Here is a 24,610-nt window from a genome sequence, read left to right as displayed (position 1 = left end):
GCCGCTACGCTCCCAGGCATGACCGGTCTCCTCGGCCCGGCGGAGATCCGGGAACTGGCCGCCCGGCTCGGCGTCGCGCCCACCAAGAAGCTGGGCCAGAACTTCGTCCACGACCCGAACACCGTGCGCCGCATCGTCACGGCCGCTGGCCTGAGCCCGGACGACGTGGTCCTGGAGGTCGGCCCCGGGCTCGGCTCACTCACCCTCGGGCTGCTGCCGGCGGCCGGGCACGTGCACGCCGTGGAGATCGACCCGGTGCTCGCCGGTGCCCTGCCGGAGACCGCCGCGCGACACGCCGGTGCGGACGCCGACCGGCTCACCGTGCACCGCGCCGACGCGCTGCGCATCAAGGCCGCCGAGCTGGCCGACCCACCGCCGACCGCGCTGGTGGCGAACCTGCCCTACAACGTGGCCGTGCCGGTGGTGCTGCACCTGCTCGCCGAGCTGCCCAGCCTGCGGCACGGCCTGGTGATGGTGCAGAAGGAGGTCGCCGACCGGCTGGTCGCCGGTCCCGGCTCCAAGGTGTACGGCATCCCATCGGTCAAACTCGCCTGGTACGCCCAGTCCAGGGGTGCCGGCCGGGTGCCGCCGAACGTGTTCTGGCCGGTGCCCAACGTCGACTCCGGCCTGGTCGCCTTCACCCGCCGGGAACCACCCCGCCCAGACGTACCCCGGGCACGGGTCTTCGCCGTGGTGGACGCGGCGTTCGCGCAGCGCCGCAAGACCCTGCGGGCCGCGTTGGCCGGCTGGGCCGGCAGCGCGGACCTGGCCGCCGCCGCGCTCACCGCGGCGGGCGTCGACCCCGGCGCCCGTGGTGAGTCGTTGACCGTCGAGCAGTTCGCCGCCATCGCCGCGTCGGCTCCGGCCGGTACGCCGGCCGCGAAGTAGGCTGACGCCGTGCCCGCCGAAGAGGTGTCCCGGCGGATCGAGCAAAATCCGCTGGACGTGTACGCGTACGACCTGGTCGACGGCCGGTACGAGCTGGCCGCCGACTCTGCCGAGGAGCTGATCGTGGCCAAGCCGTTCGACATCCGCCTGCGCCTGCGGGACGTCACCCCGTGACCGAGGCTTGGCGACCGGACGACGAGGACGAGCGGCGGGGCGCGATCGGGCCGGTGAAGGTCCGGGTGCCCGCGAAGGTCAACCTGCACCTCGGGGTGGGCCCGCTGCGGCGCGACGGCTACCACGAGCTGAACACCGTCTACCACGCCATCTCCATCTACGACGAGCTGACGGCCCGCCGGGGTGACACGCTCGCCCTGACGATGGAGGGCGAGGGCACCGGCGAGTTGGCGCTGGACGACACCAACCTGGTGATCCGTGCCGCGCACGCCCTCGCCGGTTACGCCGGGGTGTTGCCGCACGCCCGACTGCACCTGCGCAAGCAGATCCCGCTGGCCGGCGGGCTGGCCGGTGGCAGCGCCGACGCGGCCGCCGCCCTGGTGGCCTGCGACGCGCTCTGGGGCACCGGGCTGTCCCGTGACGAACTGGCCGAGATCGCCGCCGACCTCGGCTCCGACGTGCCGTTCCTGATTTACGGCGGTACGGCGCTGGGCACCGGCCGGGGCGAGGCGGTCAGCCCGGTTCTGGTCCGCCCCACCTCTTGGCACTGGGTGGTGGCGATCGCCGACGTCGGCCTGTCCACCCCGGCCGCCTACCGGGAGCTGGACCGGCTGCGCGACGCCGGCACCGCCGGGGCCCCGCTGGGCAGCACCGACGCGCTGCTGGGCGCGCTGCGCCAGCGCGACCCCCGGGTGCTCGCCCGCACGCTCGGCAACGACCTCCAGGACGCCGCGCTGGAGATGCGGCCGGCGCTGGCCGACACCCTCAAGGCCGGTGAGGCGGCCGGCGCGCTCGCCGGCATCGTCTCCGGCTCCGGGCCGACCTGCGTCTTCCTCGCCGCGGACGCGGCCGCCGCCGAGCGGATCGCCGCAGAGTTGGCCGCCGCCGGCGTGTGCCGGGACGCCCGGGTCGCACACGGCCCGGTCGCGGGCGCCCGGATCAGCTGACTCCGCCCGTCACGAAGCCGCCGTCAGCGCCCTCCGGGCGCGCGGCGCGGGCGGCCGAAGCGTCCGCGTACCCTTGGGTCAGGCGTCCCCAGGTGCCCGCCGGCACCGGGACGCCTTAATCATGGAGGGTGGGAGCGTGGCCAACATCGTCAACCTGGACCGGGTGTCCAAGGGGTACGGCGCCGCCGGGCCGCTGCTCACGGACGTCTCGCTCGGTCTGGACGACGCCGACCGGATCGGCGTGGTCGGCCTCAACGGTGCCGGCAAGTCCACCCTGCTGCGGCTGCTCACCAAGCAGGAGGACCCCGACGACGGCCGGGTCACCCACCGCCGCGACCTGCGGGTGCTCTGGCTGCCCCAGCAGCTCACCCTCGCCCCCGACTCCACCGTCCGGGACGTCGTCCTCGGCACCGCCTGGCTCGACCAGAGCATGGGTGCCGAGCACGAGTGGGCCGGCGACGCCGGGGTGCGCGCCATCCTCGACGGCCTCGGAATGCCGCACCTCGGCCTCGACCAGCCGGTCGGGCCGATGTCCGGTGGCGAACGACGCCGGGTGGCGCTCGCCGCGCTGCTCGTCCGAGACTCCGACCTGCTCATCCTCGACGAGCCCACCAACCACCTCGACGTGGGCGGCGTCGACTGGCTGGCACGCCACCTGGTAGGCCGTAAGGGCGCGCTGGTCGTGGTCACGCACGACCGGTGGTTCCTGGACGCGGTCTGCACCACCACCTGGGAGGTCGGCGACCAGACCGTCCGCGCGTACGAGGGCGGCTTCGCCGCCTGGACCCTCGCCCGGGCCGAGCGCGAACGCGTCGCCGCCGCCACCGAGGCCCGGCGGCAGAACCTGCTCCGCAAGGAGATCGCCTGGCTGCGTCGTGGCCCGCCGGCCCGCACCTCGAAGCCCCAGTTCCGCATCGACGCCGCGAACGCGCTGATCGCGGACGTGCCGCCGGCGCGCGACACCATGTCGTTGCAGCGGATGGCCACGTCCCGGCTCGGCAAGCAGGTGTACGAGCTGGAGCGCGTCGAGCTGCACGCCGGCCCCAAGGAGATCCTGCGCGACGTCAGCTGGCTGGTCGGCCCCGGCGACCGGATCGCCATCCTCGGCGCCAACGGTGCCGGCAAGACCACGCTGCTGCGGATGCTCGCGGGGATCACCCGCCCCGACGGCGGTCGCCTGGGCACCGGCTCCACCGTGCGGCCGGCGTTCCTGTCCCAGGAGCTCGCCGAGCTGCCCGGGCACCTGCGGGTGCTCGAAGCCGTCGAGGAGGTGGCCCGCCGGGTCCAGCTCGGTGACCGGGAGGTCTCCGCCGCCCAGCTCGCCGAGGTCTTCGGCTTCGACGACCGGCGGCTCTGGACCCCGGTCAGCGACCTCTCCGGCGGGGAACGCCGACGCTTGCAGATGCTGCGGCTGCTCGCCGGTGAGCCCAACGTGCTGCTCTTCGACGAGCCCACCAACGACCTGGACACCGACACCCTGGCCGCGTTGGAGGACCTGCTCGACTCCTGGCCCGGGACGATCATCGTGGCCAGCCACGACCGCTACCTGATCGAACGGGTCACCGACTCGGCGTACGCGATGTTCGGCGACGGTCGGCTGGTGCACCTGCCCGGCGGCGTCGACGAGTACCTCGCCCGGACGGCCGAGCGGGCCGGCCCCGCCCGGGTCGGCGTCACCTCGGCGGCCGCACCTGCCGGCCCGACGACGGGCGGGATGTCCGCCGCCGAGGTCCGCCAGGCCCGCAAGGAGCTGACCCGCCTCGAACGCCAGCTCGGCAAGCTCGACCAGCGCGAGGTCACCCTGCTCGACCAACTCGCCGCGGACGCCACCGACTACGCCCGGGTCGCCGAGCTGGACACCCAACTCAAGGATCTGCGCGCCGAGCGCGAGCAGATCGAGGAGACCTGGATGGCCCTCGCCGAGGACCTGCCCGAGAGCTGACCCGGGCTGGCGCGCCAGCCCGGAGACCGTGTGCGGCGTCACACCGTCACGTGCGGGACAATCGTCCGCGACACACCTCAACCCCACGGCGTTGGAGACTCAGACATGGCCCACACCCCCATCAACCACCCCGCGCGGCCGATCTACCGGGCGATCGGCGGGCTGACCGGTCTGTACCTGCTGGTCTTCGGCGTGCTCGGCATCATCGCGAGCAGTGGCAACGAGGTCCTCGCCCAGGACGACACCCAGGTCCTCGGTCAGGGCACCAACCTCGGCTTCTCGCTGCTCAGCGCGCTGCTCGGGGTCCTCGTGCTGGCCGGCACCGCCCTCGGTCGCAACATCGACGTGCTGATCAACCAGTGGCTGGCGTACGCCCTGATGGTGATCGGTCTGGGCGGCCTGGCGTTCATCCGGACCGACGCGAACATCTTCAACTTCAGCATCATCACCGTGATGGTGGTGCTGGGCGTGTCCCTGGTGCTGCTCATGGTCGGGATGTACGGCAAGGTCGGCTCGGAGGAGGAGGCGGAGGCCTTCCACAAGGCTCGCCTCGTGCTCTGAGCTTCCCTGCTCTTCTCTTCTCGGTTGCGCTGGTGGTTTTCGCTGGTTGCGCTGGTGGTTTTCGCCGGAGCCCGAGCTGCTCCGGGCGGTCAGGCTTGATCCCTGCGCAGCTCGGGCTCCGGCGAAAACCTGTGCTGGTCCGGCCTGCGGCGGACCCTTTCGCCTTCGTCGTTCCCCGGACAATGCCCGTTGGTTTGCGTGACAATCGTCCTGGAATGGTCATTTCGGACGGAGGTCAGGGTATGCCGCACTTTCCGGTGAACCATCCGGCACGGCCGCTGTACCGGGTCCTCTCCGGGCTGATCGGCGTCTACATCCTGGTCTTCGGCGTCTGGGGCGTCGCGGAGACGTTCGGCGACTCGCTCTTCAACCGGGGCAGCCACTGGGCTCTCGGGCTGCGGACCAACCTGGCCTTCTCGCTCGCCTCGGTGGTCTTCGGGATCGTCCTGATCATCGGGGCGTCCCGGCGTAGCAACCTCGGGCACTACATGAACCTGACCGCCGGCGTGGTGTTCCTGGTGACGAGTCTCTTGATGATGTCCGTGCTGCAGACCGGGGCGAACTTTCTCAACTTCTCGATGTCCACGGTCATCGTGTCGATGCTCTTCGGCCTGATCCTGCTCGGCACCGGCCTGTACGACAAGGTCGGCCCCCCGGAACACGCCGAAGAGGAGCTGCGCAAGCGCAAACACCCGGTGGCCGACGTGCACACCCGCTGACTCGCTTCAGCGGCAACTCGTCTCAGCGGCGGCGGGCGGTGATCAGGGTGGGCTTCGCCTCGAGGTGCGACAACCCGTTCCAGGCCAGGTTGACCAGGTGCGCGGCCACCGTCTCCTTGCGTGGCTTGCGCACCTCCAACCACCAGCGGCCGGTCAGTGCCACCATGCCGACCAGCGCCTGGGAGTACAGCTCGGCCAGCTTCGGGTCGTACCCCCGGCTCTTGAACTCGGCGCCCAGGATGTGCTCGACCTGGTGCGCCACGTCGTTCATCACGCTGCTGAAGTTGGCTGTCGCGGACATCAGCGGTGACTCGCGGACCAGCACCCGGAAGCCGCTGGTCTCCTCCTCGATGTAACCCAGCAGAGCCAACGCCGCCTGCTCCAGCAGCTCGCGCGGGTGGCCGGCGGTCAACGCCGTGGTGATCCGGTCCAGTAGGGCCCGGACCTCCCGGTCCACCACCACCGCGTAGAGCCCTTCCTTGCCGCCGAAGTGCTCGTAGACCACCGGCTTGGAGACCTTGGCGCGGGCCGCCACCTCCTCGATGGAGGTGGCGTCGAAGCCGCGCTCCGCGAAGATCTGCCGGGCGATCGCGATCAGCTGCTCCCGCCGCTGAGCCGCCGACATGCGCACCCGGGAGGCGGGCTTGGGCGCTGGTGCGGCCGCTGCCCGTCGGCCGCTGCCGCCACCGTCGCTGACTTCTGCCATGCCGTCACCTCGCTGGCGCTCGGTGACGCCCTGCCGTGGGATGGTGCCTCCGCTGTGCCCGTTCACGTCGTCGCCTCACTGGCGGGCGTCCGACCGCCGCGCCGCGCCGTCCGACCGTACCCGGATCGGGCCCGGCTCCCCCCGTCGCCGAGCCGCCCGCTGCGCTCGGTCACCCGGCCATCCTGCCAGGCGACCTCCCGGAGCACTGCCCGGTTTTACCGGGGTGCGACCGGCTTCACCAGCTTGGCCGCGAGGCGCTCCGGCTTCGGCCAGCGCACCTGCGACGCGGCGCCGAACTTCTCGAACAGCCAGATCACCCGGGCGGAGATGTCCACCTGACCGCGCAGCACACCGTGCCGGGCGCTGGTCGGGTCGGCGTGGTGCAGGTTGTGCCAGCTCTCGCCGAACGACAGGATCGCCAGCGGCCAGAAGTTCGAGGCCCGGTCGCCCTGGCGCATCGCGAACGGGCGCTCGCCGTAGACGTGGCAGACCGAGTTGATCGCCCACGTGACGTGGTGCAGCAGGCCGATCCGCACCAGGCCGGCCCAGAAGAACGCGGTGAGCGCGCCCTGCCAGGACCAGGTGAGCAGGCCGCCCATCAGCGCCGGGCCGAGCAGCGAGACGGCCACCAGCACCGGGAAGAGCCGGTCCACCTTGTTGATGTCGCGATCCGCGATCAGGTCCGGGGCGAACCGCTCCCGGTTGGACAGCTCCCGCCGGAACAGCCAGCCCACGTGTGCGTGGAACAGGCCCCGGGTCAGCGCCCAGAGGCTGGTGCCGAAGCGCCACGGGGAGTGCGGGTCGCCCTCCAGGTCGGAGAAGGCGTGGTGCCGCCGGTGGTCGGCCACCCACTGGATGATCTCGCCCTGCACCGCCAGCGAACCCGCGACCGCCAGGGTCACCCGCAGCCACCGCTTGGCCTTGAACGACCCGTGCGTGAAGTAGCGGTGGAAGCCGACGGTGATGCCCAGCCCCGAGACGACGTACCAGACCAGGCCGATGGCCACGTCGGTCCAACCCAGCCAGCCACCCCAGGCCACCGGCACGGCGACCAGCAGCGCCACGAAGGGGATCACGACGAAGGCCCAGAGGGCGGCCAGGATCCCGGAGGACTGAGCGCCGTCGGTGAGTGGTTTCGGGCCGGGGGTGGCGGTGTTGGGTTCCAGCAGAGCAGTCGACATGAGACCTCGCAGAGGGGGTGGCAACGATCACGAAGTTACGCCTACGTCACCGTAACTTACGGCACCGTAGATCGCACGAGGAAGTTTCCGAAAGCCGGCGCAGGCCGTACGAAGATGCAGGTCAGGGCGCCGATTCGGCGAGGCGGCCCGTTGCGGCGGGCGAGGCCGACGCAGCGCCGCGAAGGTCACGCTCGATCGTGGATGTAGGGGTCGCGCGGGTCGTCGGAGGTCACTGGATCGGCCTCCGGGCGGACGGCCCGGTGCGGGCGCGGTGGGAGCCGGCGGCCCGGCGACGGCGGAATGAGCGATGGCACCCAGCCGGCGGGGCGCTAAGGTGTAGCGGCGGGATGCCCCATCCCTGCTGCGGCGCATTCGTCTGCGCCGCTGATCGGCCGTGGTGTAATTGGCAACACCCGGGTCTTTGGTACCCGTATTTCAGGTTCGAACCCTGGCGGCCGAGCTGCCCACCTAAGTCCGTTTCGGGCCGAGTGGGGGTAAGAGGGGACCGTGCCGGGCACCGCAGTTAGCATGGCCGCGAGAGTGTCCGCCGTTCCGACGGGAGCCACGTCGTGCCCCAGTCCCACCTCCGTACCGTCGTCGTGCTCGCCGCCGGTGAGGGCAAGCGGATGAAGTCGACACTGCCCAAGGTGCTGCACCCCCTGCTCGGTCGGACGCTCCTCGGTCACGTGCTGAGCGCCGCCGCCCCCTTGGCCGCCGACCGCACCGTCGTGGTGGTGGGCCACGGCGCCGACCAGGTCCGTGCGCACCTGAGCGAGGTCGCCCCGGACGCCACGCCGGTCCTCCAGGCCGAGCAGCTCGGCACCGGGCACGCCGTCCGGATCGCGCTGGACGCCGTGGCGGACGCCGCCGGCACGGTCGTGGTGATCAACGGGGACGTGCCGCTGCTGCGACCCGAGACGGTGGGCGCGCTGGTGACCGCGCACGAGGAGGCCGCCGCCGCGGCCACCGTGCTGGCCGCCGAGGTGCCCGACCCGACCGGGCTCGGGCGGATCGTCCGGGACGCCGACGGCCGGCTCGAGCAGATCGTCGAGGAGCGCGACGCCGACCCGACGCAGCGCGCGATCCGGGAGATCAACGCCGGCATCTACGCGTTCGACGCGGTGCGGCTGCGGGACGCGCTGGGCAAGCTCTCCACCGACAACGACCAGGGCGAGGAGTACCTGACCGACGTCTTCGCGCTGCTCCGTTCGGCCGGCGAGCCGGTGGCCGTGCACGTCGCCGTCGACCACGTTGAGACGCTGGGCTGCAACGACCGGGTGGAGCTGGCGGCGCTGCGCCGCCTGCTGCGCGACCGGGTCAACGAGGCGTGGATGCGTACCGGGGTGAGCCTGCTCGACCCGGAGACCACCTGGATCGACGTGACGGTGGCACTGGACCGCGACGCGGTGATCGACCAGAACACGCAACTCCGCGGCGGCTCGGTGGTCGGCTCGGGCGCGCAGATCGGGCCGGACGTCACGCTGATCGACACGGTCGTCGGCCCCGGCGCGTCGGTGGTGCGCAGCCACGCGGTGGGCGCCGAGGTTGGCGCGGGCGCCAGCGTCGGTCCGTACGCGTACCTGCGGCCGGCCGCGCGGTTGGCCGACAAGTCCAAGGTCGGCACGTTCGTCGAGGTGAAGAACTCGGAGATCGGCCCGGGTGCGAAGGTGCCGCACCTGACGTACGTGGGTGACGCGACGATCGGCGCGAAGGCCAACATCGGCGCGGCGACGATCTTCGTGAACTACGACGGGGTGAACAAGCACCGGACGGTCGTGGGTGAGGGTGCCTTCGTCGGCTGCGACACCAGTTTGATCGCGCCGGTCGAGGTTGGCGCCGGGGCCTACGTGGCGGCGGGCAGCGCGATCGCTCAGGACGTGCCGCCGGGTGCGCTCGGGGTGACGCGCGCGCCGCAGCGCAACATCGAGGGCTGGGTGGCGCGCAAGCGTCCCGGTACGGTCTCCGCGGCGGCGGCCGAGCGGGCGCAGCGGGCTGCCGAGGGTGCGTCGGGTACGGCCGGGGCCGCAAGTGACAGTGAGGCAATCCACGGTCAGGCCGAGACGGTGGGCGGTGCCTCTGGCGCGGGAGATACTGCAACCGAATAGTCCCCGGCCCACCACCACCGGGTCGCGTACCACCGACAAACGGGAGCAGACGGGCCCATGGGCAGCATCGTCGCTGAAAACCGCAAGAGTCTGATGCTCTTTACCGGACGTGCCTTTCCGGAGTTGGCCAAGGAGATCGGCGAGGTGCTCGGCGTGGCGCCGACACCGGCCGACGCGTACGAGTTCGCCAACGGCGAGATCTTCGTACGGTTCAGGGACTCGGTGCGTGGTTCGGACGCCTTCGTGGTGCAGTCCGTCACGCACGGGGTCAACACGTGGGTCATGGAGACCCTGATCATGGTGGACGCGCTGAAGCGGGGGTCGGCCAAGCGGATCACCGTGGTGCTGCCGTTCTACCCGTACGCGCGGCAGGACAAGAAGCACCGGGGTCGGGAGCCGATCTCGGCCCGGCTGGTGGCCGACCTGTTGAAGACGGCCGGCGCGAACCGGATCCTCACCGTCGACCTGCACACCGCGCAGATCCAGGGCTTCTTCGACGGCCCGGTGGACCACCTCTTCGCGATGGACGTGCTGGCCGAGTACGTGGAGCACAAGTACGCGGGCCGTCCGATGACCGTGGTCGCGCCGGATTCGGGCCGGGTACGGGTCGCCGAGCGCTGGACCGACCGGCTGGGCGGCTGCCCGCTGGCGTTCATCCACAAGACCCGCGACCCGATGAAGCCGAACCAGGTGGTGGCGAACCGGGTGGTCGGTGAGGTGGAGGGCCGGGTCTGCCTGATCGTCGACGACATGATCGACACCGGTGGCACGATCACCAAGGCCGCCGACATCCTCAAGGAGTCCGGCGCCGCGGAGATCGTGGTCGCGTCCACCCACGCGCTGCTGTCCGACCCGGCGACCGAGCGGCTGAAGAACAGCCCGATCAGCGAGGTCGTGGTGACCAACACGCTGCCCCTGCCGCCGGAGAAGCAGCTGGACAAGCTGACCGTCCTGTCGATCGCACCGCTGCTGGCGCGGGCGATCCGAGAGGTCTTCGACGACGGCTCGGTGACCACCCTCTTCGGCGGCCTGAGCTGAGCCTCGTGCTGCGGTGAGCCCCGTTTTCGCCATGCGGCGCGCCGGTGGGTGCGCGGCTGGCAAACTGGTGGAAACGGGGCTGTCGCGCTGGTGGGAAGGCCACTGGTGCGCCAGCCTGGAGCCGTGATCGGGGACTGCCGGCGACCCTGGAATCAGCTCGGGTAGACTAGTGCGGTTGCCACGGCGAGGGTGCCCGGCGGGCCGCTGAAAAGCGCCGCACGGAGGCACCGTCATCGACGCGGTGCTCCGGGCAGTCGTTCAAGACGCAGAGCCCCAGCGAGCCCCTCGCCCCAGCACCGCCAGACGACAAGCCGCCGCAGCGAAAGTATCAGGAGTTTCCCCGTGTCCGAGGTAAAGATCAGCGCCGAGCCCCGTACCGAGTTCGGCAAGGGTGGTGCCCGTCGTACCCGCCGGGCCGGCAAGGTGCCCGCCGTGCTGTACGGCCACGGCGAGAAGCCCAAGCACATCGCGCTGCCGTCCCGGGAGTTCGCCGCGGCGATCCGCAAGGGTGGCGCCAACCAGCTGTTCGCGATCGACATCACCGACGGCACCCAGGTGCTGGCGCTGCCGAAGGCGATCCAGCGCGACCCGATCAAGGACAGCTTCGAGCACGTGGACCTGATCCTGGTCCGCCGGGGCGAGAAGGTCACCGTCGAGGTCCCGGTCCAGCTGACCGGCGAGGCCGCACGGGACACCCTGATCGTGCACGACCACGACACCCTCTCGGTGACCGCCGACGCCACCAAGGTTCCGGACCACCTGGAGGCCTCGATCGAGGGCCTGGAGGCGGGCTCCCAGGTGACCGCCGGCGACGTGACGCTGCCGTCCGGTGTCGAGCTGGTGGCCGACGCGGAGCTGACCGTCGCGTCGGTGACCGCCGCGCCGACCGCCGAGCAGCTCGAGGCGACGCTGCCCGAGATCGAGACGGCCACCGACGAGGCTGAGGCCGAGACCGGCGAGGTCACCGAGGGCTCCGAGGGCGCGGACGCCCCGGCCGCCGAGGGCGACGAGGCGCGCACCGAGGCCTGATCGGTTCGAATTGTGCGACAGGCGTCCCCGAGCGTTCGGGGGCGCCTGTCGGCGTATCGGGAGTCGGTGCGACGGACGACGGCGGGAGGGGCGGGTCGTGACGGACGAGGCGGGGCCGTGGCTGGTGGTCGGCCTGGGCAACCCGGGCCGGGAGTACGCCGGGAACCGGCACAACGTCGGGTTCCTGGTGGCCGAACTGCTGGCCGGGCGGGTGAGCGCGCGGTTCGGTCGGCACAAGCGGGCGGTGGCCGAGGTGACCGAGGGGCGGCTGGGCTTCGGCGGGCCGAAGCTGGTGCTGGTGAAGCCGCTGACCTACATGAATCTCTCCGGCGGGCCGGTGGCGGCGCTGGCGCAGTTCTACAAGGTGCCGCCGGCGCAGGTGATCGCGGTGCACGACGAACTGGACATCGACTACGGCCAGCTGCGGGTCAAGTTCGGTGGCGGCGAGGGTGGGCACAACGGCCTGCGCTCGATGTCGAAGTCGCTGGGCACCAAGGACTACGTCCGGGTGCGGTTCGGTATCGGTCGGCCGCCGGGGCGGCAGGATCCGGCCGACTACGTGCTGTCGGATTTCGGCGCGGCGGAGCGCAAGGAGCTGGATTTTCTGGTGGACAGGGCCGCTGACGTGGTGGAGTCGGTGATCGCCAAGGGCGTGGAGCCGACGCAGAACGTCTACCACGCGGGCTGACGGGCGAGGCGTACCGGATCGATGCTGGTTGACCGGTAGTCTGCGCCTTTGGGCGTGCCGCGCCCGGCGACGACGTGGGCCTGGCCGAGCGGGCCGTGCGGACACGGGTCGCGCTGTGGCGACGGGAGCGGGCAGATGAGCAGTCCTCCGATGATCGACGGCGCCTTCGCCCGGTGGTTGGCGGCCCGAGCCGGTCAGGCGCTGCTCGGCCTGCGCGCGGAGATGGGCTTCGCGGACAATGGCGCGCTGAAGTCGGCCGGGGACAAGGTGTCGCACGACCTGATCCGCACGGAGTTGGCGAAGTGGCGGCCGGGGGACGCGGTGCTCTCCGAGGAGGACGAGGGCTCGCGGCTGGCCTGGGCCGCTGAGGTGAACGCCGGCGCCGTGTCCCGGTTGACCGCCGATCGGGTGTGGATCATCGACCCGCTGGACGGCACCCGTGAGTTCTCCGAGGAGGGGCGCTCGGACTGGGCGGTGCACGTCGCGCTCTGGGCGCGCACCGCGCCGAGCCCGCACGGCCTCGTCGCCGGGGCGGTGGGGCTGCCCGCGCAGCACCGGGTGCTGGGCACGGACTACCCGCCCGCGTACCCGCCGATGACGCTGGAGGCCGCGACGGCCGGCGCGCGGGTGATCCGGCTGGCGGCGAGTCGGAGCCGGCCGCCGGTGTTCCTCACCGATCTGGCCGAGGACGTGGGTGCGCACCTCGTGCCGATGGGTTCGGCCGGGGCGAAGATCGCCGCGGTGATCACCGGTGAGGTGGATGCCTACATCCATGCCGGTGGGCAGTACGAGTGGGATTCGGCGGCACCGGTGGCTGTGGCGACGGCCACCGGACTCCACGCTTCCCGGATCGATGGTTCTGCGCTGAAATACAACGAGGCGGATCCACGCCTGCCGGACCTGCTGGTCTGCCGCAGGGATCTCGCCAGCCGGTTGCTTGCAGCGCTGCAGAGGCATTCCGGGTAGCCTGACCGCACTTCTTGACATGTCCGACCGGAAAGGTCTGGAAATCGGATGATCGAGCGAATCGAGCCGGTGTCATGACCGCCCCCGCCGCGTACCAGGTCTCCCACCTGGACGCCCTGGAGGCGGAGAGCATCTTCGTGATGCGCGAGGTGGTCGCCGAGATGGAACGCCCGGTGCTGCTCTTCTCCGGCGGCAAGGACTCGATCGTCATGCTGCGGCTGGCGCAGAAGGCGTTCGCCCCGGCCAACATCCCCTTCCCGGTCATGCACGTCGACACCGGGCACAACTTCCCCGAGGTCCTGGAATACCGCGATCAGCGGGTCGCCGAGCTGGGGTTGCAGCTGGTCGTGGCGAGCGTGCCGGAGGCCCTGACCAGTGGGCTTGTCCGCGAGTCCGGCGACGGGATGCGCAACCGGATCCAGACGCCGGTGCTGCTGGACGCGGTCGAGAAGCACCGCTTCGACGCGCTGTTCGGTGGCGCCCGCCGGGACGAGGAGAAGGCCCGGGCCAAGGAGCGGGTGTTCAGCTTCCGCGACGAGTTCGGCCAGTGGGACCCGAAGAACCAACGGCCGGAGCTGTGGTCGCTGTACAACGGCCGGCACCACCCCGGCGAGTCGATCCGGGTCTTCCCGCTGTCCAACTGGACCGAGCTGGACGTCTGGCACTACGTCGCCCGGGAACGGATCCCGCTGCCGTCGATCTACTACGCGCACGAGCGCGAGGTGATCGAGCGGGACGGCATGTTCTACGCCGTGAACGAGTTCTTCCGGCCCCGGGCGGGCGAGGAACGGTTCAAGGCGCAGGTGCGCTACCGCACCGTGGGCGACGCCTCCTGCACCGCGGCGGTCCGCTCCGACGCGGACACCGTGGAGAAGGTCATCGAGGAGGTGGCGGCCACCCGGATCACCGAGCGCGGCGCGACCCGTGGTGACGACCGGGTCAGCGAGGCCGCCATGGAGGACCGCAAGCGGGAGGGCTACTTCTGATGAGCACCGAGATCGCGGCCCCCGTGACCCCGACGGAAGCCCGGCCGATGGACCTGCTGCGCTTCGCCACCGCCGGCAGCGTGGACGACGGCAAGTCGACCCTGATCGGCCGGCTGCTCTACGACACGAAGTCGCTCTTCACCGACCAGTTGGCCGCGGTCGAGGCGGTCAGCGCGGCCCGCGGCGACGAATACACCAACCTGGCGCTGCTCACCGACGGCCTGCGCGCCGAGCGGGAGCAGGGCATCACCATCGACGTGGCGTACCGGTACTTCGCCACGCCCCGGCGCAAGTTCATCATCGCCGACACCCCCGGGCACATCCAGTACACCCGGAACATGGTCACCGGAGCGTCCACCGCCGACCTGGCGCTGATCCTGGTGGACGCGCGCAAGGGCCTGGTCGAGCAGTCCCGCCGGCACGCGTTCCTCTGCTCGCTGCTGCGCGTGCCGCACCTGGTCCTCTGTGTCAACAAGATGGATCTGGTCGACTGGTCGCAGGAGGTCTACGAGCGGATCGCCGACGAGTTCACCGCGTTCGCCGCGAAGCTCGACGTACCGGACCTGACCGTGGTGCCGGTCTCCGCGCTGCGCGGCGACAACATCGTCACCCGTTCGGAGAACATGCCCTGGTTCGAGGGGCCGTCTCTGCTGCACCATCTGGAGCGGGTGCACATCGCCAGCGACCGCAACCTGGTCGACGTCCGATTCCCGGTGCAGTACGTGATCCGGCCCCAGTCCACCACGGTCACCGACTACCGCGGCTACGCCGGTCAGGTCGCCTCCGGGGTGCTCAAGCCGGGCGACGAGGTGATGGTGCTGCCGTCCGGCTTCACCAGCCGGATCGCCGCCGTGGAGACCGCCGACGGGCCGGTCGCGGAGGCGTTTCCGCCGATGTCGGTGACGGTACGGCTGGCCGACGAGATCGACATCTCCCGGGGTGACCTGATCTGCCGGCCGAACAACGCGCCGGCGGTCGCCCAGGACATCGAGGCGATGGTCTGCTGGATGGACGAGACCCGCCCGCTGCGGGTCGGCGGCCGGTACGCCATCAAGCACACCACCCGCTCGGCGCGCGCGATCGTGCGCGGGCTGCACTACCGGCTGGACATCAACTCGCTGCACCGCGACGAGTCGGCCGATGAGCTGCGGCTCAACGAAATCGGCCGGGTGCGGTTGCGCACCACGGTGCCGCTGCTGGCCGACGAATACCGCCGCAACCGGACCACCGGCGGCTTCGTCATCATCGACGAGGCCACCAACCGCACGGTAGGCGCCGCCATGATCGTCGAAGCCAGCTAACCCCCACCCGCCCGCCCCTGCCTCCGCTTGGTGATCAAGAGGTTTGCGTCAGGATTCGGGCTCGAGATGACGCAAACCTCTTGATCACCGGCCGCGGTGGGTGGGGCGGGGGGTGGGAAGGCTGGGGGCTAGGGCAGGCGGGTGGCGCCGGGGGAGGGGAGGACCGTCACGGTGCCGGGGGCGGTGAAACCTCGCTCCGCGTACGCGTCGGTCACGGCGGCGGCTACCGCGTCGGCACGGTCGGACTCGACCAGGGCGAGGACGCAACCGCCGAAGCCGCCACCGGTCATCCGGGCCCCCAGCGCGCCGGCGGCGAGCGCCGCCTCGACCGCAGTGTCGATCTCCGGAACGGTGATCTCGAAGTCGTCCCGCATCGAGACGTGCGAGGCGGTGAGCAGCGGGCCGATGTCCCGGACCCGACCGGAACGCAGCAGCGCCACCGTGTCCAACACGCGCTGGTCCTCGGTGACCACGTGCCGGACCCGCCGTCGGGTCTCCTCGTCGTCGAGCCGGGCCAGCGCGGTGTCGAGCTGGTCGACGGCCACGTCGCGCAGCGCGGGGACGCCGAGCGCCTTGGCCCCCGCCTCGCAGGACCGGCGGCGGGCGGCGTACTCGCCGTCGGCGTGCCGGTGCGGCGCCCGGCTGTCGATGACCAGCACCGCCAGACCGGCGGCGTCCAGGTCGAACGGGATGTGCTCGACCGACTCGTCGCGGCAGTCCAGGAAGAGGGCGTGCCCGGCGCGGCAGCGGATCACTGCGGACTGGTCCATGATCCCGGTCGGCGCGCCGACGTAGACGTTCTCTGCCCGCTGGGCCAGTCGGGGCTGCCGCTCGGCGGCCAGCTCCAACCCGCCCAGATCCAGCAGTGCGGCGAGGACGGCCGACTCGAGCGCCGCCGAGGAGGAGAGCCCGGAGCCCAGTGGCACGTCGGAGGCGATCGCCAGCCGGGCGCCGGGCACCGGGTGGCCGGCCTCGCGCAGCGCCCAGACCACCCCGGCCACGTACGCGCCCCAGCCGGTGACCCGGCCCGGCTCGGCGATGTCGGCCGCGCCGAAAGTGATCGTCTCGCCGGAGAGTTCGGACCAGACCGTCCAGCGCTCGCCGTCCTGCCGGTCGGCGGCCACAACGGTACGCAGCGGCAACGCGAACGGCAGCACGAACCCGTCGTTGTAGTCGGTGTGCTCGCCGATCAGGTTGACCCGACCGGGAGCCGCCCAGCGGCCGGCGGCGCGGTCGCCGTACTGCGTGGTGAAGCCGGCGGCGGCCCGCTCGGCGACGTCACCGGTGGGGTTGGTCATGCCTGCTCCAGGATGTGCGCGCGGTAGAAGGCCCAGGCGTCGCCGACCATGTCGTGCAGGGTCGGCTTCTGCGGCACCCAACCCAGCTCCTCGCGGGCCAGCGCGGATGAGGCGACCAGCTCGGCCGGGTCACCCTCGCGGCGCGGCGCCACCTCGACCGGCAGTGCCTGCCCGGTGACCTCGCGGACCACGTCGACCACCTGGCGATTGGTGAAGCCGTTGCCGTTGCCCAGGTTGTAGATCCGGTGCTGGCCGGCGGTGGCCGCGTCCAGCGCCAGCAGGTGAGCCCGGGCCAGGTCGGCGACGTGGATGTAGTCGCGGACGCAGGTGCCGTCCACCGTGGGGTAGTCGTCGCCGAAGAGTTGGAGCTTCTCCCGCCGGCCGGCGGCCACGTCCAGCGCGATAGGGATCAGGTGCGTCTCCGGGTCGTGCCGCTCGCCGAGCGCGACGTCACCGTCGAGGTGCGCGCCGGCCACGTTGAAGTAGCGCAGCGACACGGCCGCCAGCCCGTGGGCGATCGCCTCGGACGTGAGCGCCATGTCGACGGCGAGCTTGGTGGCGCCGTACGTGTTGGTGGGTGCCTTGACCGCGGTCTCGCCGATGGGCAGCTCGGTGGGATTGCCGTAGACCGCGGCGGTGGAGGAGAAGACCATCCGGGGCACTCCGGCGGCCCGGACCGCGTCGATCAGGGCGAGAGTGCCGACGGTGTTGGTCTGCCAGTAGAGCTCCGGCTTGACCATCGACTCGCCCGCGGCGATCAGCGCGGCGAAGTGCAGCACCCCGTCGAAGCCGGCGTCGGGGGTGATGACCTGGGCGGCCTCGTGGATGGACGCCTCGACGTGGGTCGCGTCCGGCGCGAGCGCCGCGCGGTGGCCGGTGCGCAGGTCGTCCAGGACCACCACCTCGTGGCCCGCGTCGAGCAGCATCCGGGTCACCACGCTGCCGATGAAGCCGGCACCCCCGGTGAGGAGCAGTTTCACGTTGTTGCCTCCCTGCCTGGCCCGCCCGGGACGTGGCCCTCCGGTGATCACCCTACGGCGGCGGCTGGTACGCCGGCCGGTCGCGCCGCATCCACATTCCATCATAATCTCTCACGATTAAACAGAGCCGAACATGCGCTGGTTCACTGCCCGTGGTCCCCGGTACGGCGGGCCGAGGGTGTCTACCATCTCTGTCATGCGGGAAGCGGCCCGTACCGGGCTCCGGCGACGCACGCGGGAGCGGCCCCGCCGCGACCCCGGCCCGCTTGCCCGAGCCGTCGCCCAGGTCGTGGTCCGCGCCGCCGACGGTGCCACCCGCCTCGTCACCCACCTGCTCGGTGCCGGCCCGGCGGCCGGCCGGGAGCGGATCTCCGAGGCCGAGCTGCGGGACCTGGTCGCGGTGAACACCGTGCTCGACCCGGACGAGCGGCGCATCATCGACGAGGTCCTGGTGGCCGGTGCCAGCCTGGTCCGTGAGGTGATGATGCCCCGCACCGAGGTGGTCTTCCTGCCCACCCGGCTGACCATCGCCGAGGCGGCGCGACTGGTCCGGGCCGAGACGCACACCCGCTATCCGGTCACCGACGGCACGCACGACGACGTGGTCGGTTTCGTGCACCTGCGCGACGTGCTGCTGCGTCCGGATGCGGACCACTGCGCCACCGTGGGCGAGCTGTGCCGGGAGGTGAAGCGGCTGCCCGGCAGCAAGCGGGTCCTGGCCGCGCTGACCGAGATGCGCCGGGAGGGCCAGCACCTGGCGGTGGTGGTCGACGAGTACGGCGGCACCGCCGGCATCGTCACGCTGGAAGACCTCATCGAGGAGCTGATCGGCGAGATCCACGACGAGTACGACACCGCACCCGACCCGGTGCACGACGGCCTGCCCGCGGTGGTCGACGGCCGACTCAACCTGGCCGACTTCGCCGAGCGGACCGGGGTGGGTCTGCCGGCCGGGCCGTACGAGACGGTCGGCGGGTTCGTGATGGCCGCGCTGGGCCGGCTGCCGGTGACCGGCGACGAGGTGCCGGTGCCCGGTGAACCGGTCGAGGTCGGCGAGCCCGATCCGCCGGGCGGCTGGCTCCTGCGGGTGTTGGCGCTGGAGGGACGCCGGGTCGCCCGGCTCGCGGTCTCCGCGCTGCGAGTCCCCGAGCAGCGCCGGGACCGTGGCGCCGGGCAGTCGCGGAAGGGCGGTGCCGGGCCGCAGCGCGGAGGCGGGATCGGGCCGACTCACCGGGTCGGTGCGGGGGAGCCACCCGAGGTCAACACCCCCACATCGGCGGGCCGCAGGCGACCCGCCGGCCCGTCATGACGGACCCCGGTGCTTGCTGACAGAATTATCGCCATGTCCGACGTTCCCGCCCGCCCCCGCGTCTTCTCCGGCATCCAGCCGACGGCCGACTCGTTCCACCTCGGCAACTACCTCGGCGCGGTGCGGCACTGGGTGGCCCTGCAGGAGACCCACGACGCCTTCTACTGCGTGGTGGACCTGCACGCCATCACCGCGGGGCACGACCCGGCGGTGCTGCGCCAGCGCACCAGGGTGGCCGCCGCCCAGCTCTTCGCGGTCGGCCTCGACCCCGAGCGCAGCACCCTGTTCGTGCAGTCGCAGGTGCCCGAGCACCCGCAACTGGCCTGGGTGCTCGGCTGCATCACCGGGTTCGGCGAGGCCAGCCGGATGACCCAGTTCAAGGACAAGTCGCAGAAACAGGGCAACGAGCGGGCCAGCGTAGGTCTGTTCACCTATCCGGTCCTGCAGGCCGCCGACATCCTGCTCTACCAGGCCAACGCCGTCCCGGTCGGCGAGGACCAGCGCCAGCACCTCGAGCTCTCCCGGGACCTGGCTCAGCGGTTCAACTCGCTGTTCGGGCCGACGTTCACGGTGCCCGAGCCGCACATCGTCAAGGACACGGCGAAGATCACCGATCTTCAGGACCCGACCTCGAAGATGTCCAAGTCGTCGTCCTCGCCCGCCGGCATCATCGACCTGCTGGAGGATCCGGCGCGATCGGCGAAGAAGATCCGCTCCGCGGTGACCGACACCGGCCGCGAGATCGTCTTTGACGCCGAGAGCAAGCCGGGCGTGTCCAACCTGCTGACCATCCACTCGGCGCTCAGCGGTCGCAGCATCGACGAGCTGGTGGCCGCGTACGCCGGCCGCGGGTACGGCGACCTGAAGAAGGACCTGGCCGAGGTGGTGGCGGAGTTCGTCGGCCCCATCCAGCAGCGCACCCGTGCCTACCTGGACGACCCGGCGCAACTGGACAAGATGCTCGCCACCGGCGCGGAGAAGGCCCGGGCGGTGGCCGATGCGACCCTGCGGTCCGCGTACGAGCGGGTTGGCTTCTTCCCGCCGGTGCGCGGCGAATAGCGTCGCGGGGCGGGTGGGCGGACCGGTGGCCGGAGGGGCGGCGCGCAGCGTGGATCGCAGTGGTGGGGTGCCGCTGGCCGGCGACACCGTTCAGGTCGGCATCGCGGTGGACATCCCGGAGCCGTGGGGGGCCCAGCTCACCCGGCGCCGGATCGAGGCCGGTGACCCGCTGGCGGTGCCCGCGCACGTGACGCTGCTCGGGCCGACCGAGATCCCGGTGGCCACGCTGCCGGCGGTCGAGGGGCACCTGGCCGCCGTCGCCGCAGCGCACCTGCCGTTCGCGCTGCACCTGCGGGGCACCGGCACGTTCCGCCCGGTGACCCAGGTCGTCTTCGTCGCGGTGGCTGCCGGCATCAGCGAGTGCGAGCTGCTGGCCGCCGCCATCGCCGGGGCACCGGAGCTGCACCGCGAAACCCGCTTCCCGTACCACCCGCACGTCACCGTCGCGCAGGACGTGGCGCCGGAGGCGCTGGACAAGGCGTACGAGGATCTGGCCGACTTCTCGGCGATGTTCGAGGTCGACGCGTTCACCCTGTTCTCGCACAGCGGGCAGGCCCGGTGGCAACCGCGACGGGACTTCCGCCTCGGCGGTTGACCTTGCTGACGCGCCGGTCGGCAAGCACGGGAGCCTCTTTTCACCACGGCGGCGCGAGATCGGCGAGGATGACCGCGTGAACGTCATGGGCCGGATCGAGGCGGGCATCGACCGCTGGGTGAGTGCCGCGCGCCACCGGTCGGGCCTCTTCGATCACGTGTGGCGCGCCGGTGTGCTCTACGCCGACGTGCTGGCCGGCCGGCTGGCCGCGGCGATCGCCTACTACGGCTTCTTCGCGGTGTTCGCCCTCGCCCTGGTCGCGTACGCCATCTTCGGCGCGATCCTCGAGGACAACGACGAGGTCAGCACCGCGGCGGCGGGCTTCCTGCGGGACAATCTGCCCTTCCTGGACGCGCAGCAGATCGCCAACTCCAGTGGCACGGTCGGCGTGGTCGGCCTGATCATTCTCTTCTTCACCGGGATCGGCTGGGTGGAGGCGATCCGCTCCTCGCAGCGGTTGATGTACGGGCTCAACCAGCAGCCGGGCAACCTCGTGGTCCGGCGGCTGGTCGACCTGGGCGTGATGATCGGCATCTTCGTGCTGCTCGGCGTCTCGGTGGCGGCGGTGGACGCACTGGAGTCGCTGCTGCGCTTCCTGCTGCGCAGCACCGGCTCGGTCGGTCTGACCACGATCAGCGCCGTGCTCAGCGTGGTGGTCAACGCGGTGCTCGCCACCGCGATGCTCGTTGCCGTACCCCGGCTGCGGGTGAGTCGATCCCGGCTGCGTCCGGTGGTGGTGCTGGTCGCGATCGGCATCACGCTGCTGAACACGCTGGGGCGGTACTACGTGGTGCGCACCGAGCGCAATCCGGCGTACACCGTGGTGGCCGGCGCGGTCGGGCTGCTGCTCTACCTCTACCTGCTCAACCAGTTGGTGCTGTTCGGGGCGGCGATCCTCGCGACCAGCTCGCGCGGGCGGGTGGTGGACCTGGCCGAGGGCGCCCCGCCAGCGGCGCTCGACGAGGACACCGATCCCGGTACGCCGGGCGGTGCCGGCTGACGACGGAAGGTGCGCAGGTGCTGATCTCGGTCGACCCGGACTCGTCGGTGCCCCCCTACGAGCAGGTACGCGGGCAGCTCGCCGAGCTCGTCGGCGACGGCCGGTTGCCGGTGGGCAGTCGGCTGCCCACCGTGCGGCAGCTCGCCGCCGACCTGCGGCTGGCCGCGAACACGGTGGCCCGCGCGTACCGGGAGTTGGAGGCGGCTGGCCTGCTGGAGACCCGGGGGCGCAACGGCACCTTCGTCGCACCCGGCCGCGACGACGCCGTGGACCGGTTGCAGCGGGCGGCGGCCGACTACGCGACCGAGGCGGCCCGACTCGGCGTGCCGGGGGCCACCGCGCTCGCGCTGGTCCGCGCCGCCCTGGACGCCGCGCGCCCCGGCTGACCGGCCGGTGGTCGCGCTCCGGACGGGCGGTAACTGAGAAGAACACCGTCGGCGCTCGCGTTCACGGACCATGATGAGCCGGTGGGCGCACTCATGACACTGGACCTGCCGGACGACTCGCCGATGCTCGGCCTGCCGTGGATCATCACCTTCGGCCCGCTCGGTGACCTCGACGACTGGGAGCCAGTCGTCTGCGGGCCGTACGAGCGGCCGCACGCGTTGGCGCTGGCCGAGGCGGTGGTGGCCGAGGAGCAGTTGATGGCCGTGGTGGAGCCGCTGCTGCCGGCGTTGTCGGCCGACGAGATCCGCAGCGAGATCGCCGCCGCGCAGGTCGCCGCCGAGGACGACGCCAGCCGGGTCGAGGGCGCCGACCTGTACGGCGACTTCGAGGACGTGATCGACGAGGAGTTGGACGCCGCCGCCGACGAGGCGGGCCACGGCGAGCCCGTCGAGCCGCCGAACGAGATGGAGGTCCGTGCCGGCCTCGCCCGGATCGCGGCACTGCTCACCGCCAAGTGACCCGCGCCGGGCCGGCAACGCCGCGGTCAGCGGGTCGGGGGGCCGTCCAGCACACAGAACTCGTTGCCTTCGGGGTCGGCGAGCACGGTGAACCCCTCGGTCCCGGTCTGCCCGACGTCAACCCGCCGAGCGCCGAGCCCGACCAGCCGGTGCACCTCGGTCTGCGGGTCGCCGTCGGCGACCAGGTCGAGGTGTAACCGGTTCTTGCCTCGTTTGGCCGTCCCAGAGCCCTGCAACCAGACGGTGGGTGCCGGGCCGGACGGCGGCCAGAGCTTGGCGCTGCCATCGTCGCCCTGCGCGATCTCATAGCCGAGCGCGGCCGACCAGAACGCGACCATGAGATCCAGGTCCTCGACGTCGATCGTGCACTGCGCGATCCGTGCCACCATGGGTCACCTCCACCGGATGATGTCCCGTGCGGTACCCACCTTGACGCGGACGAACACCGGCGCCGCGCGGAGCGAACTCCGCGTGGCGCCGGTGTCACCTCACCCCCCACCACAAGGGGCCGGTACCCCAGTCGCCCGTCGGCGCGGGGCACGACGGACGACCAGGTCGATGAGGGGTTACCCGTTCAGCGCCGTTCCAACCAGGCCGCCGCGTCGACCGGCAGCAGATGGCCGGTGAGCGCCGCACTGGCGACGAGGGGCTCGCCGTACCCGTCGATGAGGGCCGGTGCGCCGCTGAGGTTCAGCACGCAGGTCAGCACGGTCGTGCCGGCGCTGCGGGAGAAGGCCAGCACGCCCGGTCCGCTCTCCAGCCAGGTCACGTCGCCAGCGTCGCCGGCCAGCGCCGGGTGCTCGTGCCGGATGCGCAGCGCGGCCCGGTACAGCTCCAGCGTCGAGTCGGGCACGCCGGTCTGCGCGGCGACCGACAGGGCCCGCCAGGTCGCCGGCGCGGGCAGCCAGCTCAGGTCGCTGCCGGCCGGCCCGAAGCCGTACGGGGCCAGCTCGCCGCTCCACGGGATGGGCACCCGGCAGCCGTCCCGGCTCTCGCCGGTGCGCAGGAACGCCGGGTCCTGGCGCAGCTCGTCGGGGAGGTCGAGCACCTCGGGCAGGCCCAGCTCCTCGCCCTGGTAGAGGTAGGCGCAGCCGGGCAGGGCGAGCATCAGCAGGCTGGCGGCGCGGGCCCGGCGCAACCCCTGGGTGCCGTCGCCGTAGCGGGTGACGTGCCGCTGCTTGTCGTGGTTGGACAGCACCCAGGTGGTGGGCGCGCCGACGACGGTCGACTCGGCCAGCGCGGTGTCGATCACCTTGCGGAACGACTCGGCCGACCAGGTGGCGTCGAGGAAGTCGAAGCTGAACGCCTGGTGCAGCTCGTCCGGGCCGATGTAGCGCGCCAGCCGTTGCGGGGTCTCGGCCCACGCCTCGGCGACCGCCATCCGGCCGCCCGGGTAGCTGTCCAGGATGGGCCGCCAGGCGCGGTAGATCTCGTGCACCTCGTCCTGGTCGAAGTAGGGCAGTCGGCCCTTGCCGAGCAGTTCGACCTGGCGTTGACCGGTGGTCAAGGTGCTGAAGCCGACGTCCGGCAGCCCTTCGGCCTTGATCATGCCGTGCGCCACGTCGATCCGGAAGCCGTCCACACCGCGGTCCAGCCAGAACCGCAGCACGTCCTCGAACTCGGCGCGGACCTCCCGGTGGCGCCAGTTCAGGTCCGGCTGGGTCGGGTCGAACAGGTGCAGGTACCACTCGCCGTCCGCGACCCGGGTCCAGGCCGGGCCGCCGAAGATGCTCTCCCAGTCGTTCGGGGGCAACTCGCCGTGCGCGCCCTGGCCGGCGGCGAAGAGGTAGCGGGCCCGCTCCGGTGAGCCGGGGCCGGCGGCGAGGGCGGCCGCGAACCAGGGATGCGCGCTGGAGGTGTGATTGGGCACCAGGTCGACGATGATCCGCAGCCCGAGGGCGTGCGCGTCGCTGATCATCGCGTCGAAGTCGGTGAGGGTGCCGAACATCGGGTCGACGTCCCGGTAGTCGGCGACGTCGTACCCGCCGTCGACCATGGGGGACGTGTAGAAGGGGGTCAGCCAGAGCGCGTCCACCCCGAGGTCGCGCAGGTACGGCAGGCGCTGTCGGATGCCCTGGAGGTCACCGGTGCCGTCACCGTCGCTGTCGGCGAAGCTGCGCACGTAGACCTGGTAGACGACCGCAGCGCGCCACCAGTCGTCGTCGGCGGTGCGGGGCGGTGCGGCGGCGCTGATCATCTGAGCAATATGCCGGTCAGGAACTGCAAGAGTCAA

Annotated in this window: 25 protein-coding genes and 1 tRNA gene; 20 read left to right on the top strand and 6 right to left on the bottom strand. The window is 71.7% G+C overall.

Annotation, left to right across the window (positions count from 1 at the left end):
- The first annotated feature begins 18 nt into the window (after nucleotides 1-18).
- The 6 genes from rsmA (at nucleotide 19) to V6V47_RS14710 (ending at nucleotide 5,231) form a co-directional block, all read left to right on the top strand.
- Nucleotides 19-888 (top strand): 16S rRNA (adenine(1518)-N(6)/adenine(1519)-N(6))-dimethyltransferase RsmA, encoded by an 870-nt coding sequence (rsmA, locus tag V6V47_RS14735; RefSeq protein ID WP_334628761.1) that lies wholly within the window; start codon nucleotides 19-21, stop codon nucleotides 886-888.
- 9 nt (nucleotides 889-897) lie between these two features.
- On the top strand, nucleotides 898-1,062 hold the full coding sequence (locus V6V47_RS14730; protein WP_334628760.1) for a hypothetical protein: 165 nt from the start codon (nucleotides 898-900) through the stop codon (nucleotides 1,060-1,062).
- Nucleotides 1,059-2,009, top strand: a complete 951-nt coding sequence (locus tag V6V47_RS14725; protein WP_334628759.1) for a 4-(cytidine 5'-diphospho)-2-C-methyl-D-erythritol kinase — start codon at nucleotides 1,059-1,061, stop codon at nucleotides 2,007-2,009. Before V6V47_RS14730 ends, V6V47_RS14725 begins: the two co-directional genes overlap by 4 nt.
- Before the next feature lie 136 nt (nucleotides 2,010-2,145).
- The gene (locus V6V47_RS14720; RefSeq protein WP_334628758.1) at nucleotides 2,146-3,951 is read left to right on the top strand and encodes an ABC-F family ATP-binding cassette domain-containing protein; all 1,806 of its coding nucleotides are present in this window, start codon (nucleotides 2,146-2,148) and stop codon (nucleotides 3,949-3,951) included.
- Nucleotides 3,952-4,056: 105 nt separating this feature from the next.
- Nucleotides 4,057-4,512, top strand: coding sequence for a DUF4383 domain-containing protein (locus V6V47_RS14715; RefSeq protein WP_334628757.1), 456 nt, complete (start codon nucleotides 4,057-4,059; stop codon nucleotides 4,510-4,512).
- 242 nt (nucleotides 4,513-4,754) lie between these two features.
- Nucleotides 4,755-5,231, top strand: a complete 477-nt coding sequence (locus V6V47_RS14710) for a DUF4383 domain-containing protein (RefSeq protein ID WP_334628756.1) — start codon at nucleotides 4,755-4,757, stop codon at nucleotides 5,229-5,231.
- 22 nt (nucleotides 5,232-5,253) lie between these two features.
- Here V6V47_RS14710 and V6V47_RS14705 read toward each other — a convergent pair whose 3' ends face one another.
- Together V6V47_RS14705 and V6V47_RS14700 are read right to left on the bottom strand one after the other, a co-directional pair.
- Nucleotides 5,254-5,937 (bottom strand): TetR/AcrR family transcriptional regulator, encoded by a 684-nt coding sequence (locus V6V47_RS14705; RefSeq protein ID WP_334628755.1) that lies wholly within the window; start codon nucleotides 5,935-5,937, stop codon nucleotides 5,254-5,256.
- Between the two features lie 215 nt (nucleotides 5,938-6,152).
- Nucleotides 6,153-7,118, bottom strand: coding sequence for an acyl-CoA desaturase (locus V6V47_RS14700; RefSeq protein ID WP_334628754.1), 966 nt, complete (start codon nucleotides 7,116-7,118; stop codon nucleotides 6,153-6,155).
- 388 nt (nucleotides 7,119-7,506) lie between these two features.
- Between V6V47_RS14700 and V6V47_RS14695 the strand changes: the two genes are divergently transcribed.
- The 8 genes from V6V47_RS14695 (at nucleotide 7,507) to V6V47_RS14660 (ending at nucleotide 15,231) form a co-directional block, all read left to right on the top strand.
- Nucleotides 7,507-7,578, top strand: a tRNA-Gln gene (locus tag V6V47_RS14695).
- 109 nt (nucleotides 7,579-7,687) lie between these two features.
- Nucleotides 7,688-9,223 carry a bifunctional UDP-N-acetylglucosamine diphosphorylase/glucosamine-1-phosphate N-acetyltransferase GlmU gene (glmU, locus tag V6V47_RS14690; RefSeq protein WP_334628753.1) on the top strand — a complete coding sequence of 512 codons (1,536 nt, stop codon included), beginning with the start codon at nucleotides 7,688-7,690 and terminating at the stop codon, nucleotides 9,221-9,223.
- A 57-nt stretch (nucleotides 9,224-9,280) separates the two neighbouring features.
- The gene (locus V6V47_RS14685) at nucleotides 9,281-10,261 is read left to right on the top strand and encodes a ribose-phosphate diphosphokinase (RefSeq protein WP_334628752.1); all 981 of its coding nucleotides are present in this window, start codon (nucleotides 9,281-9,283) and stop codon (nucleotides 10,259-10,261) included.
- 342 nt (nucleotides 10,262-10,603) lie between these two features.
- Nucleotides 10,604-11,290: a 50S ribosomal protein L25/general stress protein Ctc gene (locus V6V47_RS14680; protein WP_334628751.1), complete on the top strand. Its 687-nt coding sequence runs from the start codon at nucleotides 10,604-10,606 to the stop codon at nucleotides 11,288-11,290.
- 97 nt (nucleotides 11,291-11,387) lie between these two features.
- Nucleotides 11,388-11,978 (top strand): aminoacyl-tRNA hydrolase, encoded by a 591-nt coding sequence (gene pth, locus V6V47_RS14675; RefSeq protein WP_334628750.1) that lies wholly within the window; start codon nucleotides 11,388-11,390, stop codon nucleotides 11,976-11,978.
- Nucleotides 11,979-12,113: 135 nt separating this feature from the next.
- A complete protein-coding gene (locus V6V47_RS14670) occupies nucleotides 12,114-12,944 on the top strand; it encodes an inositol monophosphatase family protein (protein WP_334628749.1) in 831 nt (276 codons plus the stop codon).
- 74 nt (nucleotides 12,945-13,018) lie between these two features.
- Entirely contained in the window at nucleotides 13,019-13,930 is a 912-nt protein-coding gene (gene cysD, locus V6V47_RS14665) for a sulfate adenylyltransferase subunit CysD (protein ID WP_334628748.1), read from the top strand.
- A complete protein-coding gene (locus V6V47_RS14660) occupies nucleotides 13,930-15,231 on the top strand; it encodes a sulfate adenylyltransferase subunit 1 (protein ID WP_334628747.1) in 1,302 nt (433 codons plus the stop codon). The genes cysD and V6V47_RS14660 overlap by 1 nt, the downstream gene beginning before the upstream one ends.
- Before the next feature lie 128 nt (nucleotides 15,232-15,359).
- Here the strand turns inward: V6V47_RS14660 and galK are convergent, their stop codons facing one another.
- Together galK and galE are read right to left on the bottom strand one after the other, a co-directional pair.
- The gene (gene galK / locus V6V47_RS14655) at nucleotides 15,360-16,529 is read right to left on the bottom strand and encodes a galactokinase (protein WP_334628746.1); all 1,170 of its coding nucleotides are present in this window, start codon (nucleotides 16,527-16,529) and stop codon (nucleotides 15,360-15,362) included.
- Nucleotides 16,526-17,509: a UDP-glucose 4-epimerase GalE gene (galE, locus tag V6V47_RS14650; protein WP_334628745.1), complete on the bottom strand. Its 984-nt coding sequence runs from the start codon at nucleotides 17,507-17,509 to the stop codon at nucleotides 16,526-16,528. Before galE ends, galK begins: the two co-directional genes overlap by 4 nt.
- Before the next feature lie 196 nt (nucleotides 17,510-17,705).
- On the opposite strand from galE, the gene V6V47_RS14645 reads away from it, so the two are divergent.
- The 6 genes from V6V47_RS14645 (at nucleotide 17,706) to V6V47_RS14620 (ending at nucleotide 22,377) form a co-directional block, all read left to right on the top strand.
- Nucleotides 17,706-18,818 carry a hemolysin family protein gene (locus V6V47_RS14645; RefSeq protein ID WP_334628744.1) on the top strand — a complete coding sequence of 371 codons (1,113 nt, stop codon included), beginning with the start codon at nucleotides 17,706-17,708 and terminating at the stop codon, nucleotides 18,816-18,818.
- Nucleotides 18,819-18,851: 33 nt separating this feature from the next.
- Nucleotides 18,852-19,877 (top strand): tryptophan--tRNA ligase, encoded by a 1,026-nt coding sequence (trpS, locus tag V6V47_RS14640; RefSeq protein ID WP_334628743.1) that lies wholly within the window; start codon nucleotides 18,852-18,854, stop codon nucleotides 19,875-19,877.
- 13 nt (nucleotides 19,878-19,890) lie between these two features.
- Nucleotides 19,891-20,472 carry a 2'-5' RNA ligase family protein gene (locus V6V47_RS14635; RefSeq protein WP_334628742.1) on the top strand — a complete coding sequence of 194 codons (582 nt, stop codon included), beginning with the start codon at nucleotides 19,891-19,893 and terminating at the stop codon, nucleotides 20,470-20,472.
- 76 nt (nucleotides 20,473-20,548) lie between these two features.
- Complete coding sequence (locus V6V47_RS14630) at nucleotides 20,549-21,472, top strand: YihY/virulence factor BrkB family protein (protein ID WP_334628741.1); 924 nt, start codon at nucleotides 20,549-20,551, stop codon at nucleotides 21,470-21,472.
- 17 nt (nucleotides 21,473-21,489) lie between these two features.
- A complete protein-coding gene (locus V6V47_RS14625) occupies nucleotides 21,490-21,858 on the top strand; it encodes a GntR family transcriptional regulator (RefSeq protein ID WP_334628740.1) in 369 nt (122 codons plus the stop codon).
- An 81-nt stretch (nucleotides 21,859-21,939) separates the two neighbouring features.
- Nucleotides 21,940-22,377, top strand: coding sequence for a hypothetical protein (locus V6V47_RS14620; protein WP_334628739.1), 438 nt, complete (start codon nucleotides 21,940-21,942; stop codon nucleotides 22,375-22,377).
- A 26-nt stretch (nucleotides 22,378-22,403) separates the two neighbouring features.
- On the opposite strand, the gene V6V47_RS14615 is transcribed toward V6V47_RS14620, so the two are convergent.
- Both V6V47_RS14615 and V6V47_RS14610 read right to left on the bottom strand, forming a co-directional pair.
- A complete protein-coding gene (locus V6V47_RS14615; RefSeq protein ID WP_334628738.1) occupies nucleotides 22,404-22,766 on the bottom strand; it encodes a VOC family protein in 363 nt (120 codons plus the stop codon).
- 185 nt (nucleotides 22,767-22,951) lie between these two features.
- The gene (locus V6V47_RS14610) at nucleotides 22,952-24,574 is read right to left on the bottom strand and encodes a glycoside hydrolase family 13 protein (protein WP_334628737.1); all 1,623 of its coding nucleotides are present in this window, start codon (nucleotides 24,572-24,574) and stop codon (nucleotides 22,952-22,954) included.
- Nucleotides 24,575-24,610 lie beyond the last annotated feature (36 nt).

It is taken from the genome of Micromonospora sp. CPCC 205539, from assembly GCF_036906815.1.
Classification (GTDB): domain Bacteria; phylum Actinomycetota; class Actinomycetes; order Mycobacteriales; family Micromonosporaceae; genus Micromonospora.
Note: the sequence above shows the minus strand (reverse complement) of the source record. Positions and strands in the feature narration are given on the sequence as shown.

Coding starts and splice junctions, on each gene's coding strand:
- V6V47_RS14710 (WP_334628756.1), top strand. CDS start 4,755: ATGCCGCACTTTCCGGTGAACCATCCGGCACGGCCGCTGTACCGGGTC.
- galK (WP_334628746.1), bottom strand. CDS start 16,529: ATGACCAACCCCACCGGTGACGTCGCCGAGCGGGCCGCCGCCGGCTTC.
- V6V47_RS14645 (WP_334628744.1), top strand. CDS start 17,706: ATGCGGGAAGCGGCCCGTACCGGGCTCCGGCGACGCACGCGGGAGCGG.
- rsmA (WP_334628761.1), top strand. CDS start 19: ATGACCGGTCTCCTCGGCCCGGCGGAGATCCGGGAACTGGCCGCCCGG.
- V6V47_RS14660 (WP_334628747.1), top strand. CDS start 13,930: ATGAGCACCGAGATCGCGGCCCCCGTGACCCCGACGGAAGCCCGGCCG.
- V6V47_RS14685 (WP_334628752.1), top strand. CDS start 9,281: ATGGGCAGCATCGTCGCTGAAAACCGCAAGAGTCTGATGCTCTTTACC.
- V6V47_RS14615 (WP_334628738.1), bottom strand. CDS start 22,766: ATGGTGGCACGGATCGCGCAGTGCACGATCGACGTCGAGGACCTGGAT.
- V6V47_RS14610 (WP_334628737.1), bottom strand. CDS start 24,574: ATGATCAGCGCCGCCGCACCGCCCCGCACCGCCGACGACGACTGGTGG.
- trpS (WP_334628743.1), top strand. CDS start 18,852: ATGTCCGACGTTCCCGCCCGCCCCCGCGTCTTCTCCGGCATCCAGCCG.
- cysD (WP_334628748.1), top strand. CDS start 13,019: ATGACCGCCCCCGCCGCGTACCAGGTCTCCCACCTGGACGCCCTGGAG.
- V6V47_RS14700 (WP_334628754.1), bottom strand. CDS start 7,118: ATGTCGACTGCTCTGCTGGAACCCAACACCGCCACCCCCGGCCCGAAA.
- V6V47_RS14670 (WP_334628749.1), top strand. CDS start 12,114: ATGAGCAGTCCTCCGATGATCGACGGCGCCTTCGCCCGGTGGTTGGCG.
- V6V47_RS14715 (WP_334628757.1), top strand. CDS start 4,057: ATGGCCCACACCCCCATCAACCACCCCGCGCGGCCGATCTACCGGGCG.
- V6V47_RS14705 (WP_334628755.1), bottom strand. CDS start 5,937: ATGGCAGAAGTCAGCGACGGTGGCGGCAGCGGCCGACGGGCAGCGGCC.